The organism is Streptomyces sp. NPDC002499 (assembly GCF_053595415.1).
On sequence record NZ_JBSFXO010000004.1, the window covers coordinates 669,232 to 682,242 of the forward strand.

General features: G+C 72.1%; 11 protein-coding genes. 8 read left to right on the top strand and 3 right to left on the bottom strand.

Annotated features, from left to right (window positions below; translation table 11 throughout):
- The first annotated feature begins 1 nt into the window (after position 1).
- Entirely contained in the window at positions 2-898 is an 897-nt protein-coding gene (locus ACWD5F_RS14015) for a TauD/TfdA dioxygenase family protein (protein WP_451254082.1), read from the top strand.
- Positions 899-1,006: 108 nt separating this feature from the next.
- On the top strand, positions 1,007-1,648 hold the full coding sequence (locus ACWD5F_RS14020; protein WP_401721129.1) for a superoxide dismutase: 642 nt from the start codon (positions 1,007-1,009) through the stop codon (positions 1,646-1,648).
- 113 nt (positions 1,649-1,761) lie between these two features.
- Here ACWD5F_RS14020 and ACWD5F_RS14025 read toward each other — a convergent pair whose 3' ends face one another.
- Positions 1,762-2,385: a histidine phosphatase family protein gene (locus tag ACWD5F_RS14025; RefSeq protein ID WP_451254084.1), complete on the bottom strand. Its 624-nt coding sequence runs from the start codon at positions 2,383-2,385 to the stop codon at positions 1,762-1,764.
- Positions 2,386-2,434: 49 nt separating this feature from the next.
- On the bottom strand, positions 2,435-4,054 hold the full coding sequence (locus ACWD5F_RS14030; protein ID WP_451254086.1) for an FGGY-family carbohydrate kinase: 1,620 nt from the start codon (positions 4,052-4,054) through the stop codon (positions 2,435-2,437).
- A 206-nt stretch (positions 4,055-4,260) separates the two neighbouring features.
- Between ACWD5F_RS14030 and ACWD5F_RS14035 the strand changes: the two genes are divergently transcribed.
- The 4 genes from ACWD5F_RS14035 (at position 4,261) to ACWD5F_RS14050 (ending at position 8,222) form a co-directional block, all read left to right on the top strand.
- Positions 4,261-5,064, top strand: a complete 804-nt coding sequence (locus ACWD5F_RS14035) for a DeoR/GlpR family DNA-binding transcription regulator (RefSeq protein WP_401721138.1) — start codon at positions 4,261-4,263, stop codon at positions 5,062-5,064.
- Positions 5,061-6,116, top strand: coding sequence for a 2-hydroxyacid dehydrogenase (locus ACWD5F_RS14040; protein ID WP_451254088.1), 1,056 nt, complete (start codon positions 5,061-5,063; stop codon positions 6,114-6,116). The genes ACWD5F_RS14035 and ACWD5F_RS14040 overlap by 4 nt, the downstream gene beginning before the upstream one ends.
- Positions 6,117-6,208: 92 nt before the next feature.
- Entirely contained in the window at positions 6,209-7,630 is a 1,422-nt protein-coding gene (locus ACWD5F_RS14045; protein WP_451254090.1) for an FGGY family carbohydrate kinase, read from the top strand.
- A gap of 358 nt (positions 7,631-7,988) precedes the next feature.
- The gene (locus tag ACWD5F_RS14050; protein ID WP_451254092.1) at positions 7,989-8,222 is read left to right on the top strand and encodes a hypothetical protein; all 234 of its coding nucleotides are present in this window, start codon (positions 7,989-7,991) and stop codon (positions 8,220-8,222) included.
- Between the two features lie 6 nt (positions 8,223-8,228).
- Here ACWD5F_RS14050 and ACWD5F_RS14055 read toward each other — a convergent pair whose 3' ends face one another.
- Positions 8,229-8,891, bottom strand: a complete 663-nt coding sequence (locus ACWD5F_RS14055) for a mycothiol-dependent nitroreductase Rv2466c family protein (protein ID WP_451254093.1) — start codon at positions 8,889-8,891, stop codon at positions 8,229-8,231.
- Positions 8,892-9,042: 151 nt separating this feature from the next.
- Between ACWD5F_RS14055 and pepN the strand changes: the two genes are divergently transcribed.
- Positions 9,043-11,619 carry an aminopeptidase N gene (gene pepN, locus ACWD5F_RS14060; protein WP_451254139.1) on the top strand — a complete coding sequence of 859 codons (2,577 nt, stop codon included), beginning with the start codon at positions 9,043-9,045 and terminating at the stop codon, positions 11,617-11,619.
- A gap of 188 nt (positions 11,620-11,807) precedes the next feature.
- Positions 11,808-12,845 (top strand): hypothetical protein, encoded by a 1,038-nt coding sequence (locus ACWD5F_RS14065; RefSeq protein WP_451254095.1) that lies wholly within the window; start codon positions 11,808-11,810, stop codon positions 12,843-12,845.
- Positions 12,846-13,011: the final 166 nt, after the last annotated feature.

The following is a 13,011-nucleotide window of genomic DNA, read 5'->3' on the forward strand; positions in this document are numbered from 1 at the left end:
CATGACACTCGACATCCAGATCCAGAAGGTCACCGCCCACATCGGCGCCCGCGTCTCCGGCGTGGACATCTCCCAGCCGCTCGCGGAGGACACGGTCGCCGCCCTCCGCGAGGCCCTCAACACCCACAAGGCCCTGGTCTTCGACGACGTCCACCTCGACGACGCCGGCCAGGAGGCGTTCGCCCGGCACTTCGGCGACCTCACCACCGCCCACCCGACCGTGCCCTCCGTCGCCGGTGCCCCGAACGTGCTGCCCGTCGACAGTGAGCAGGGCCGCGCCAACCACTGGCACACGGACGTCACGTTCGTCCTCAACCCGCCGCAGGCCAGCACCCTGCGCAGCATCACGCTCCCGCCGTACGGCGGCGAGACCCTGATCACCAGCTCGGCCGCCGCCTACCGCCAACTGCCGCAGCCGCTGCGCCAGTTGGCCGACACGCTGTGGGCCGAGCACACCAACGACTACGACTACGCGGTGCCGACGGAGGACATCGACGACGACAAGGCGGCCCAGCGCGCCCAGTTCACGTCCATCAAGTTCCGCACGGCTCACCCGGTGGTCCGCGTCCACCCGCTGACCGGTGAACGCGGCCTGTTCATCGGCGGGTTCGCGCAGCGGATCGTGGGCCTGTCGGTCGGCGAATCCCGCAAGATCCTCGACCTGCTCCAGTCGTACGTCACCCGCCCGGAGAACATCCTGCGCCACCGCTGGTCCCCGAACCAGCTCGTCCTCTTCGACAACCGCATCACCCAGCACTACGCCGTCGACAACTACGACGGCCTCCCCCGCCGCCTGAACCGCGTGACCGTCGCCGGTGACGTCCCCGTCGGCATCGAGGGCAAGGAGAGCTACGCGATCGAGGGCGACGCCTCGCACTACACGTCCGTGGCGGCGTAAGGACCCGCCGTTCCGAAAGACCCCCGCGGTGCACCCGCGGGGGTCTTCTTGTTGCTAACGTGTAGTTGCAAGTCTTGTGCAATAAGAGGTTCGGAGGGGAACCCACCCATGCCCGTCTACACGCTTCCCGACCTGCCGTACGACTACTCCGCGCTCGCCCCCGTGATCAGTCCCGAGATCGTCGAGCTGCACCACGACAAGCACCACGCGGCCTATGTGAAGGGTGCCAACGACACGCTGGAGCAGCTCGCGGAGGCGCGGGACAAGGAGTCGTGGGGGGCGATCAACGGGCTGGAGAAGAACCTGGCGTTCCATCTCTCCGGGCACATCCTGCACTCGATCTACTGGCACAACATGACCGGTGACGGGGGCGGCGAGCCGCTGGCGGCGGACGGTGTGGGAGACCTGGCCGACGCGATCGCCGAGTCCTTCGGGTCGTACGCCGGCTTCAAGGCGCAGCTGACCAAGGCGGCCGCGACCACGCAGGGTTCGGGCTGGGGTGTCCTCGCGTACGAGCCGCTGAGCGGGCGGCTGGTCGTCGAGCAGGTCTACGACCACCAGGGCAACGTCGGACAGGGCGCGACCCCGATCCTCGTCTTCGACGCCTGGGAGCACGCCTTCTATCTCCAGTACCGGAACCAGAAGGTCGACTTCATCGACGCCATGTGGGCCGTCGTCAACTGGCAGGACGTGGCCCGGCGTTACGAGGCCGCCAGGTCCCGCGCGGATGTGCTGCTGCTCGCCCCCTGAGGGCGCGATGAACGTCCTGCCTCGTGATCGTCTTCTCAACCTTCACCGGCAGGCGGAATGACGGAAGCCCCTGGGAGGACGTGACTCCCAGGGGCTTCCCATGGGGCGACGGCTTACCGGTTGTCCGGGTCACAGGGCACGTTCAGGGACAGCAGCGCCGTCGATCCCGTGATGCCCACCCGGAGTTCGGTGACCGCCGCGTTGCGCAGGCTCGGGAAGACCCGGCGGTACTCCCTGGCCGGGATCGACAGCAGGGTGCACAGGACCAGGCGGAACAGGGTGTTGTGGGCGACCACCAGGACCCGTTCGCCGTAGTGCGCGGCGGCGATCCGGCGCAGGGCCGCCGCTCCGCGGGCCGCGGCGGCCCGTGGGTCCTCGGCGCCGGGGAAGGGGTTGGCGGCCGGGTCCACGCGGAAGGCCTCGGCCCGGGTCGGGTAGGCGGCCGCGAACTCCGCCAGCGTGCGCCCCTCCACCACGCCGAAGTCGCACTCCCGCAGGTCCGGGTCGAGGGACGGGACCAGGCTTAGGGCGCGGCAGGCGGGTTCGGCGGTGGCCACGGCCCGGGACAGCGGCGAGGTCCACACCGCGTCGACCGGACGGGCGGCGATCCAGTGCCCGAGCGCCTCGGCCTGCGCCACCCCGGTGGGGGTCAACGGGACGTCACTGACACCGGCGTAGCGGTTCTCGTCGTGCCAGACGGTCTGCCCGTGCCTGGCCAGCAGAAGGGTGGTGCTCATGGCTTCGGAGTATCCAGGCTCGGCGGGAGTACGCGTACGCGGCGCGACGTCAGTCCGCCGTCGTCCCGGTGCGGCGGGCGTGCGCGTGGGCCGCGACCGGCGCCGGGAGCCAGCCCCGCGCGGTCAGTTCGTCGATCAGGCGGCCGTACGGCTCGGCGAACAGGGCCGTGCGGGCGGGGTCGGGTTCGAGGACCGTGTGGATGCGGACCATGCGCTCCGCGATCTCGGGCAGGGGGCCGCGGCCGGTGCCGTGGGCGGCCAACGCGGCCATGCCCAGGGCCGGTTCGGTCTGGTGGGGTACGCGGGCGGGGCGGCCCAGGACATCGACGCGCAGCTGGTTCCAGTACGCGCTGCGGGCGGCGCCCCCGGTGAAGGTGAGGGGGCCGTCCAGCGGGGCGCCGAGTTGGTCGAGGTAGTCCACGCAGAGCCGTTCCGCGAAGGCCACGCCCTGGAGCAGGGACGCCCACAGGTCGGCCCCGTCGGCGGGCTCGCCCAGCACGATCGCCGAGGCGGCCGGCGCCAGGAACGGGAACCGTTCACCGGGTGACACCAGCGGGTACGTCACCGCGCCGGACGGTTCGTAGGCCGCCGCCCGTGCGTCCATCGCGGCCGGGTCGGCGCCCGAGAAGGCCGCGGTCAGCACGCCCGCGCCCACGCTCGACGCCCCGCCCGGCAGCCAAGTGCCGTCCGGCGCACGGTGGTTGTAGACCACGCCGGTGTCGTCCCGGACCGGGGTGACGGAGGCGCCCTTGAGGACCAGCGTGGTGCCGAGCACCGAGTTCCAGGAGCCGGGCCGCAGCGCGCCCGCCGCGATCTGCGCCGCGCAGCCGTCGGTCATGCCGGCGATCACCGGCGTGCCGGCGGGGATGCCGGTCGCCTCGGCGGCGGCCGACGTGACCTCGCCGAGCCGGGTGCCAGGCCGTACGACCTCGGGGAACAGCTCGTCGGGCAGGCCCAGTTCGGCCAGCGCGGTGTGCGGCCAGGCGCCGGCCTCCGCGTCGTAGCCGGTCTTGAGGGCGTGACTGGAGTCGGCGGGCGGCGGCTCACCGATGAGCCGGGCGACGATCAGGTCGGGCTGGTGGGCGAGCCGGAGCCGGGGCGGGCGGGGCGGGTGGACCAGGCGGAGGTGGGGGTGCGGGCGGGAGGTGGATCCGGGGTGGGCGGCCGACCCGGAGGGCTGCCCGGATCGCCGTCCGCCACTCCCGCCCCGACCCCGGAGCGGACCCGCGCCGCCCGTACCCCGGCCGCCCGCACCCTCGTACTCCCCCGCCAGCCACAGCACCTTCGGCAGTGCCCATGTGTCCTGCACCGCTAGGCCCGCCCGGCGCGCCCGCGCGGCCTGGGCCGACGCGCGCCCGTCGTCGTACATGAGCGCCGGCGTCACCGGGCGGCCGGTGCCGTCCGTCAGGAGGACCGTTCCCGAGGTGCCGCAGACCGCGAGGCCGCCGACGCGTACGTGCAGCCGGTCGGCGAGCGCGGCCCGGGACGCCGTGCGCAGCGCCCGCCACCAGTCCTCCGGGTCCTGCTCGTGCCGTACCCCGTCCCGGCGTCCGGCGAGCGGTGCGGAGCCGCGGCCGAGGACCGTCCCGTCGGCCGTGACCAGCAGTACGCGGACGCTCTGGGTGCCCAGGTCGACGCCCAGCCACGCCTCGCCCTCATCCGCCGCCATCCGGACCTCCCACGCGTCACGACCGACTCTGAGAACTTCACACCCATCATCGATATTGACCCGAGTTTTTCGCTCGCGCGAGGGATTGACGGCCGACATTCGCCGTTACACGCTCGGTTGGCGGTCCAGTACGACGGATGCCGACGGGATGTCTGCGGATCACGACGCCCGATGACCACGACGGACGACCATGAATCGGAGAGGCCGTGAGCGGCAGCGCGCAGCAGGGTCCCGCGGTCCGCCGCTCGGCGCTGGCCGAACTCGTCCTGGCCGAGGGCTCCGCGACCGCCGCCGATCTCGCCGAGCGCTTCGGCGTGAGCCTGATGACGATCCACCGGGACCTCGACGAGCTCGAACGGCAGGGGATCGTACGGAAGTTCAGGGGCGGGGTGACCGCGCAGCCGTCCGGTGTCTTCGAGTCGAACGTGCAGTACCGCCTGAAGACCATGCTCGCCGAGAAGGCCGCGCTCGCCGACCGCGCGATGCGGCAGCTGGAGCCCGGCATGGCGATCATGCTGGACGACTCCACGACCGCACTGGAGCTGGCCCGCAGGCTCCGCCTCGGCGAGATCACCCCGCTGACGGTGGTCACCAACTTCCTTGAGGCGATCACCCTCCTCGCCGACCAGCGCGGTATCCACCTGATGGCGCTGGGCGGCGACTACGACCCGCTGCACTCCTCCTTCCTCGGCGTCTCCTGCGTCGAGGCGGTCCAGTCCCTGCGGGTGGACGTCTGCTTCGCGTCGACGTCGGCCGTGCACGGCGGTTACGCCTACCACCAGGAGCAGCACATCGTGTCGGTGAAGCGGGCGATGCTCGACTCGGCCGCGCGCAACGTGCTGTTGATCGACCACACCAAGCTCGCCCGGACCGCCCTGCACCGGGTCGCCCCGCTCTCCCGCTTCGACCTGCTCCTGGTCGACGACGGCGCGCCGGCCGAGGCACTGCGGGACCTGGACGAGCACAAGGTCCGCTACGAGGTCTGCCCGACGGGAGAGCCACCGCCATGAACAGCCCCCTCCCCGCGCCGAACCACCCTGTCCGTGTCCTGGCCGCCGGTGACCACTTCGTCGTACCCGGTCTGATCACCCGCGCCGTGGCCGTCGAGCTGCGCGAACGAGAAGCGTCGGTACGGGAGTTGACCCTGCCGTGGCCGCTCGAACCGTTCGGTCCGGTCGCCGAGGTCGAGGAGGCGAGCGGCACCGAGGACGGACTGATCGAGGCGCTCGCCGACGACCGCGAGGTGCTGGTCACGCAGATGGCGCCGGTCACCGAACGCGTCCTGGAGTCCGCCCCGGGGCTGCGCCTGGTCGTCGTGTGCCGCGGCGGCCCGGTCAACGTCAACCTCGACGCGGCGAAGATCCACGACGTCCGCGTCTCCTACGCGCCGGGCCGAAACGCCGCCGCCACCGCCGAGTTCGCCGTCGGCCTGCTCCTCGCGACCCTGCGCCGGATCCCGCAGGCGCACAACCTCCTTGCCGGACAGGGCAGTTGGCAGGGCTCGGCCTACTACACGTACGAACACAGCGGTCTGGAGCTGGAGGACCTCCCTGTCGGGCTGGTCGGCTACGGCGCCGTCGGCAGCCGGGTGGCGCGGGTGCTGTGCGCGTTCGGGGCGCAGGTGATGGTGTACGACCCCTATGTCCGCGGTGAGATCCACGGGCTGCGGGTCTCCTCCCTCGACGAACTCCTGCGCCGCTCCCGGGTGATCACCCTGCACGCCCGTCTCACCCCCGAGACCCGCGGTCTGATCGGCTCCCGTGAACTCGCCCTGCTGCCCGAGGGGTCGGTGGTCGTGAACGCGGCCCGCGGCCCGCTGCTCGACGAGGACGCGCTCTGCGACGCCCTGGAGAGCGGGCGGTTGTCGGCGGCGGGACTCGACACGTACGAGCGGGAGCCGGTGCCCGCGGGGTCACGGCTGTTCGGGCTCGGCGACCGGGTGGTGATGACCCCGCATCTGGGCGGGGCGGCGCGCGCGGTGGCGGAGAAGGCGGCGCGGATCGCGGCGGAGGAGGTCGGGCGGTGGGTGCGGGGGGAGCCGCTGGCGCACCAACTGACGTGAGCGGCCGCCGACTTACGAGGTGAAACGCCGTCGCCGTGTGACGTGAACCCCGACCCCCACACATCACCGTCCGCCCCGAGGAGGCCCCCGGCATGTACATCGGCATCGATGTGGGCACGTCCGCCGTGAAAGCCGCCGCCTTCGACCACGCCGGTCGTGAACTGGCCGTCGAGGCAAGCCCCGTGGGCCTCGCCCTGCACGAGGGCCGGGTCGAGCAGGACATGTACGAGGTGTACCGGGCGGTCGTCGGAGTGCTGGGGCGGCTGACGCTACGGGTGCCGGGGCCGGTCGAGCTGGCGGGGCTGACCGGGCAGGGCGACGGTGTCTGGCTGGTCGACGGACAGGGGATGCCCGTGCGTCCCGCCCTCTCCTGGATGGACGGCCGGGCTCATGAACTGCTCGACGGGTGGCTGGCGGACGGCACCTTCGAGACGGTGTTCCGCCGCACCGGCAGCGCCATGTTCCCGGGCTGCCCGGGCCCGTTGCTGGCCTGGCTGGACCGGCACGAGCCGAAGTCCCTCGACGCGGCCGCCACCGCCCTGTACTGCAAGGACATGGTCTTCCGTCGGCTGACAGGGGCGCCGGCCGGCACGGATGTCTCCGACGCGTCGATGCCGTTCCTCGACCCGCGGACCCGGAGGTACGACGAGTCGGTCGTCGAGCTGCTCGGCCTGGGGCACCGGCGCGGGCTGCTCGCGCCCGTCGGCGACCCGATCACGACCGCCGAGGCGCGCGGCGAGGGCCTGCCGGCCGGGACACGGGTGTCGAACGGGCCGTACGACCTGGCGGCCTGCGCGCTCGGCGCGGGTGTCACGGCTCCTGGCGACGGTCTGCTCATCGTCGGTACCTGTCTGGCCGCGCTGGTCGCCACCACCGACCTGGATCTGAGCGGCGAGCCGGCCGGCCTGTACATCTCGACCGACCGGCCCGGGCACCGGCTGCGCGCGATGCCGGCGATGGTCGGTACGGCGGCCCTGGACTGGGTGCTGTCGACGACGGGCGTCCGGCACGAGGAGGTCGACACGCTGCTCGCCGGGACATCGCCCGGGGCGCACGGTGTGCGGGTGCTGCCGTACTTCGCCCCGTCCGGCGAACGTGCCCCCTTCGTGGAACCCCGCCTGCGCGCCGAACTCACCGGCGTCAGCCTGGAGTCGACGAAGGGCGACCTGATCCGCGCCACCTGCGAGGGCATCGGCTACGCGGCCCGGCACTGCCTGACGGCGGCCGGCCTGACCGGCACCCTCGCCGTCTGCGGCGGCGGCACGCGCAGCCCCGCGTGGATGCAGCTGCTGGCCGACGTCCTGGGCCGCCCGCTCCGGGTGACCGAGGGCGAAGTGGGCGCCCGCGGCGCGGTCATGGCGGCGGCCACCCGCCACGGCATCTCCCTGGACACGAGCGCATGGACCCGCCCGACCCGCATCGTCGCGCCTGACCCGGACCGCGCGGCGTACTACTCCACCGGTTTCGAGGACCACCTCGGCCGGCTGGCGGTGGCGCGCCACCGGAGCCGGTGAGACCGGAGCGGACAGGTTCTGGCCGACGGGCCCAAGGCGCCGGATCCAAGGCCCGATGCGTCCAGGGCGGGTGGGCCCGAGGCCGGCGGGCCCAAGAACCAGTGGGCCCGAGGCCACGTACGCGCGGCGAGCGCCCGGGCCGGCCGGAGCGCGCCGCGCGGCGCGTACCCGGCAGCGGTCGCGCGCCTCGAAGTGCGGCGCAGGACGGCCGCCGTCGAGACCCGACCCGCCCCCGCGAAACCCCGCAAGGGCCGCCGTCTCGCCGGATCCCCCCTTACCGGACCCGGTGATTTCGGGAGCGGGCGCAGGCGAATCGCGGTGTACTACCGGCCTGGTCGTGCGTGGCGAGGAGGCGTTCATGACTGTGCTTCGACGGTGGTGCCCGAACTGTCTCGGGTGGCAGGACTTCCAGATGATGAACGGGGCCGAGAAGGCCGCGGTCCGTGACGAGAAGGGGTCCCGGCACTACGTGGAGGACCTGTGGCGCTGCGTCGTCAAGGGCTGTGTCCGGTACCAGCCCGCGTACCACGCGCGAGGCGGCGGCGATCTCCCCGAGAAGTTCCGGGAGGAGAAGGCCGCCGCCTCCGAGTGAGGATGTCTACAGGTTGCTGAAGTCCGGGCCCGCCGTGCGGCTGCGCTTGATCTCGTAGAAGCCCGGGACCGAGGCGACCGCGACCGTGCCGTCCCACAGGCGGGCGGCCTCCTCGCCCTTGGGGGCGGGGGTGACGACCGGACCGAAGAAGGCGATCTGCTCGCCGTCGGGGCCGGGCACGGCGATGACGGGGGTGCCGACGTCCTGGCCGACCTTGTCGATGCCCTCCTTGTGGGAGGCGCGCAGCTCGGCGTCGAACTCGAAGTCCTCCTGGTCGGCGTAGTCGATCAGGTCGGCGGGCAGGCCGACGTCCGCGAGCGCGCCGGCGATGGCCTCACGGGTGGGGCCCTCGCCCTGGTTGTGAATGCGGGTGCCGAGCGCGGTGTAGAGCGGGCCGAGGATGTCCGCGCCGTGCTTCTGCCAGGCCGCGGTGACCACACGGATCGGCGCCCAGGCCTTGGTGGACAGCAGCTCGCGGTACTCCTCGGGCAGCTCGTCCAGCTTGGGCTCGTTGAGCACCGCCAGGCTCATGATGTGCCAGTGGACCTCGATGTCCCGCACCTTCTCCACTTCCAGCACCCACCGGGAGGTCATCCAGGCCCAGGGGCACAGCGGGTCGAACCAGAAGTCGACGGGGGTCTTGGTGGAGGTGGTCGCGGTCTCGGACATTGCTCTCCTCAAGAAATACGGCTCTTTCCGCGAACAACACCGGGGGCGGCCGACCTCATTCCCGGGTGCCCCCCGTCAGGGGCACATGGCAGGATCGGTCCTGTTCCGCCGTATTCCCGCTCTGTCCGTCATGCTCGAAGGAGTGCCGTCCGTGCCCGGTGAGAATCTGTCCCGTGACGAGGCCCGCGAGCGGGCCGCCCTGCTGTCCGTCGACGGGTACGAGGTGTCGCTCGACCTGCGCTCCGCCGTCGGCGACGCGGACGGCGAACCGCGCACCTTCCGTTCGGTGACCACGATCCGCTTCCGCTGCAACGAGCCGGGCGCCACCAGCTTCGCCGACCTGATCGCGCCGAGCGTGACAGCCCTCTCCCTCAACGGCAGGGACCTCGACCCGGGCGCGGTCTTCGACGGCGTACGGATCCAGCTGGAGGACCTGGCCGCGGAGAACGAGCTGGTCGTCGACGCCCGCTGCGCCTACTCCCGCACCGGCGAGGGCATGCACCGCTTCGTCGACCCCGAGGACGGCGAGGTCTACCTCTACACGCAGTACGAACCGGCCGACGCCCGCCGGGTGTTCGCCAACTTCGAGCAGCCCGACCTCAAGGCCCCCTACCGCTTCGAGGTGCGCGCGCCGGAGGGCTGGACGGTGTGGTCCAACGGCGCCGGCACGCTGACCGACGGCGTGTGGCGGTTCGCGGAGACGAAGCCGATCTCGACGTACATCACCTGCGTGACGGCGGGCCCGTACCACTACGTGACCGACTCCTACGAGCGCATCTTCGAGGACGGTACGAAGCTGGAGATCCCGCTCGGCGCGCTGTGCCGCAAGGGCCTGGCGCCCTACTTCGACGCGGACGACATCTTCCTGGTCACCAAACAGGGGCTCGACTTCTTCCACGAGCACGTCGACTACCCGTACCCCTTCGGGAAGTACGACCAGGCGTTCGTGCCCGAGTACAACCTCGGCGCGATGGAGAACCCGGGCCTGGTCACCTTCCGCGAGGAGTACATCTTCCGCGGCAAGGTGACACGGGCGTCCTACGAGAGCCGGGCCAACGTCATCCTGCACGAGATGGCGCACATGTGGTTCGGCGACCTGGTCACCATGGAGTGGTGGGACGACCTGTGGCTCAAGGAGTCCTTTGCCGACTTCATGGGCGCGTTCGCACTGGTCGGCGCGACCCGCTTCACCGACGGCTGGATCACCTTCGCCAATCGCCGCAAGGCCTGGGCCTACCGCGCCGACCAGCTCCCCTCCACCCACCCGATCACCGCCGACATCCGCGACCTCCAGGACGCCAAGCTCAACTTCGACGGCATCACGTACGCCAAGGGCGCCTCGGTGCTCAAGCAACTCGTCGCGTACGTCGGTCAGGACGCGTTCCTGGAGGGCGCGCGCCGCTACTTCAAGCGGAACGCGTACGGCAACACGCGCCTCGCCGATCTGCTGTCGGTGCTCGAGGAGACCAGTGGGCGGGACATGGCGTCCTGGTCGCGGTCCTGGCTCCAGACGGCCGGGGTCAACTCCCTCACTCCGCAGGTGGTGCTGGACGTCGAGGGCGGCCGGATCGCCGAGCTGACCGTGCTCCAGGACGCGGCCGAGTCCTACCCCGAACTGCGCCCGCACCGGGTGGTGGTGGGCCTGTACCGGATGCAGGACGAGCGGCTCGTCCGCTACGAGCGGGCCGAGGTGGACGTCGACGGTCCGCGGACGGTCGTGGTGGAACTGGCCGGTGCGGACGCCCCGGAGCTGGTGCTGGTCAACGACGACGACCTCACGTACTGCAAGACCCGCTTCGACGCGACCTCGCTCGACACCCTGCGCGAGCACCTGGGCGCGCTCACCGACCCGATGGCACGTGCCCTGTGCTGGTCGGCGCTGTGGAACATGACCCGGGACGCGCTGCTGCCCGCGCCGGACTTCATCGACATGGTGGCGCGGTTCGGGCGCCGGGAGACCGACATCGGTGTGCTGCAGATGCTGCACGCGTGGGCCAACTCGGCGCTGGTGAACTACTCGCCGCCGTGGTGGCGCAGGACCGGCGGGGAGATCCTGGCGGACATCGCGCTGCGGGACCTGCGGGGGGCCGCGGCGGGCAGTGAGCAACAGCTGGCGTGGGCGCGGTTCTTCGCGTCGGTGGCGTCGGCGCCCGGCGATCTGGCGTTGCTGCGGGGGCTGTTGGACGGCACGGAGACGATCGAGGGCCTGGCCGTCGACCAGGAGCTGCGCTGGGCGTTCCTGGAGCCGCTGACCTCGCACGGGGCGGTGGACGAGGCGGTGCTGGCCGCCGAACTGGCCCGGGACGACACGGCGTCCGGCAAGCGGCACCAGGTGCGCTGTCTCGCGGCCCGGCCCTCGGCGGCCGTCAAGGCGCAGGCGTGGGCCCAGGTGGTCGAGTCGGACGCGCTGTCCAACGCGCTGGTGGAGGCGACGATCGCGGGCTTCCAGCAGCCCTCGCAGCGGGAGTTGACGGCGCCGTACACGGAGAAGTACTTCGCGGCGATCGAGCGGGTGTGGGAGCAGCGGTCGATCCAGATCGGGATGGACGTGGTGCGGGGGCTGTTCCCGGCGTACCCGACGGCCGACGACGCGCAGTCGACGCTGGACGCGACGGACGCGTGGCTGGCGGCGCACGAGGAGGCGGCGCCGGCGCTGCGGCGGCTGGTGCTCGAGGCGCGGGACGATCTGGCGCGGGCGCTGCACGCCCAGGCTTTGGCCAATTATTAAGCCGCGGGTCACCGTTACGGAATCCGGTCAATCACACCCGTAACCCCTGGTCCTCCCCGTTCGGACCAGGGGTTTTCGGGGCCTTATCGGCATCCGAACACCCGTCCTTTAGTGCCACCTTGTCCGTATTTGTCGACGGGCGTGTAACAGCGGTTAAAACGCGGTTCTGGCGCGGGAAACCCCCAGTCATGAACCACAACACCCCGCTCTCCCCCCGCCCGCTCCACCACCTCGCCGAGGTCCACCGCCGGGTGATGACGGCGGCCCAGCTCCGCTCGCACGGTGTGTCCGCCGCGGAGACGAACGAGCAGTGCCGCCCCGACGGCCCCTGGCAGCAGCTGCTGCCGGGGGTCGTGCTGCTGCACCCGGGCCCCTCGACCGGCGAGGAGCGGCTGCACGCGGTGCTGCTGTACGCGTCCCGCGAGTCGGCCCCCGGGGTGCCGGCCCAGCCGAACCCGCAGGAGCCGCACCGCCCGGTGTACACGGAGGTGATGGTCACCGGTCTCGCGGCGCTGGCCCTGTACGGCTTCGCCGCCGCGCCGTCGCTGCCGTCCCTGGACCGCATCGACGTCCTGGTGCCCCGGCTGCGCCGGCTGCGCTCGACGGGCTGCGCCAGGATCGTGCGCACCGCCGCGATGCCGACGGCCGAGCCGCGGCTGGGGGTTCCGGTCGCGCCGGTGGCCCGCGCGCTGGCCGACGCGGTGTCCGAACTCGCGGACGCGGAGGCGGTACGCCGGCTGCTGACCGAGGCGGTGCGCGGCGGGCACTGCGAACCGGCGGCGGTGGTACGGGAGTTGACCACGGCGAAGCTGCTGAGCCGTCCGCACGTGGTGGACGCGGTGGACTCGCTGCTGGCCGAGGGCCGCGCGATCGCGGAGGACCGGCTCTACCGCATGGTGAGCGAGTACGGCCTGCCCGACCCGGTCTGGAACGTGGACCTGCGCCTCCCGGGCGGCCCGCACCTCGGCGGCCTGGACGCGTACTGGCCCGAGCAGGCGGTGGCCGTCGAGCTGGACACCCGCGCCCCGCGCCAGGACGAGGACGCCTTGTGGTCGGAGTACGCCCGCAAGCGCGAGCACCTGGAGCGGCTGGGCATCACGGTCGTCTACGTCACGCCCAAGAAGCTGCGCGACGCGATGGAGCAGCAGGCGGCGGTCGTCCGCACGGCCCTGATGGCCGCGGGCGACCGCGATCCCGCCGCGTATGTCGTGGTGCTGCCCCGGTAGTGACGGACCGGGGCCGTATCAGGAGGGGAGAGGAGGGGCCGCCGGGTCAGGGCCTGTCCGGCGGATCAGGTCGGCTGTGAGGTGCGGTGCTTCTTGGCCGAGCCGAGCGGGGTCTGGTGCGTGCAGCTGCAAGGCGGAGGAGGGAGTCGACGCGGAGCGTCGGCGA

Coding starts and splice junctions, on each gene's coding strand:
- ACWD5F_RS14040 (WP_451254088.1), top strand. CDS start 5,061: ATGAACAGCCCCCTCCCCGCGCCGAACCACCCTGTCCGTGTCCTGGCC.
- ACWD5F_RS14030 (WP_451254086.1), bottom strand. CDS start 4,054: ATGGCGGCGGATGAGGGCGAGGCGTGGCTGGGCGTCGACCTGGGCACC.
- ACWD5F_RS14055 (WP_451254093.1), bottom strand. CDS start 8,891: ATGTCCGAGACCGCGACCACCTCCACCAAGACCCCCGTCGACTTCTGG.
- ACWD5F_RS14025 (WP_451254084.1), bottom strand. CDS start 2,385: ATGAGCACCACCCTTCTGCTGGCCAGGCACGGGCAGACCGTCTGGCAC.
- ACWD5F_RS14065 (WP_451254095.1), top strand. CDS start 11,808: ATGAACCACAACACCCCGCTCTCCCCCCGCCCGCTCCACCACCTCGCC.
- ACWD5F_RS14050 (WP_451254092.1), top strand. CDS start 7,989: ATGACTGTGCTTCGACGGTGGTGCCCGAACTGTCTCGGGTGGCAGGAC.
- ACWD5F_RS14045 (WP_451254090.1), top strand. CDS start 6,209: ATGTACATCGGCATCGATGTGGGCACGTCCGCCGTGAAAGCCGCCGCC.
- ACWD5F_RS14015 (WP_451254082.1), top strand. CDS start 2: ATGACACTCGACATCCAGATCCAGAAGGTCACCGCCCACATCGGCGCC.
- ACWD5F_RS14020 (WP_401721129.1), top strand. CDS start 1,007: ATGCCCGTCTACACGCTTCCCGACCTGCCGTACGACTACTCCGCGCTC.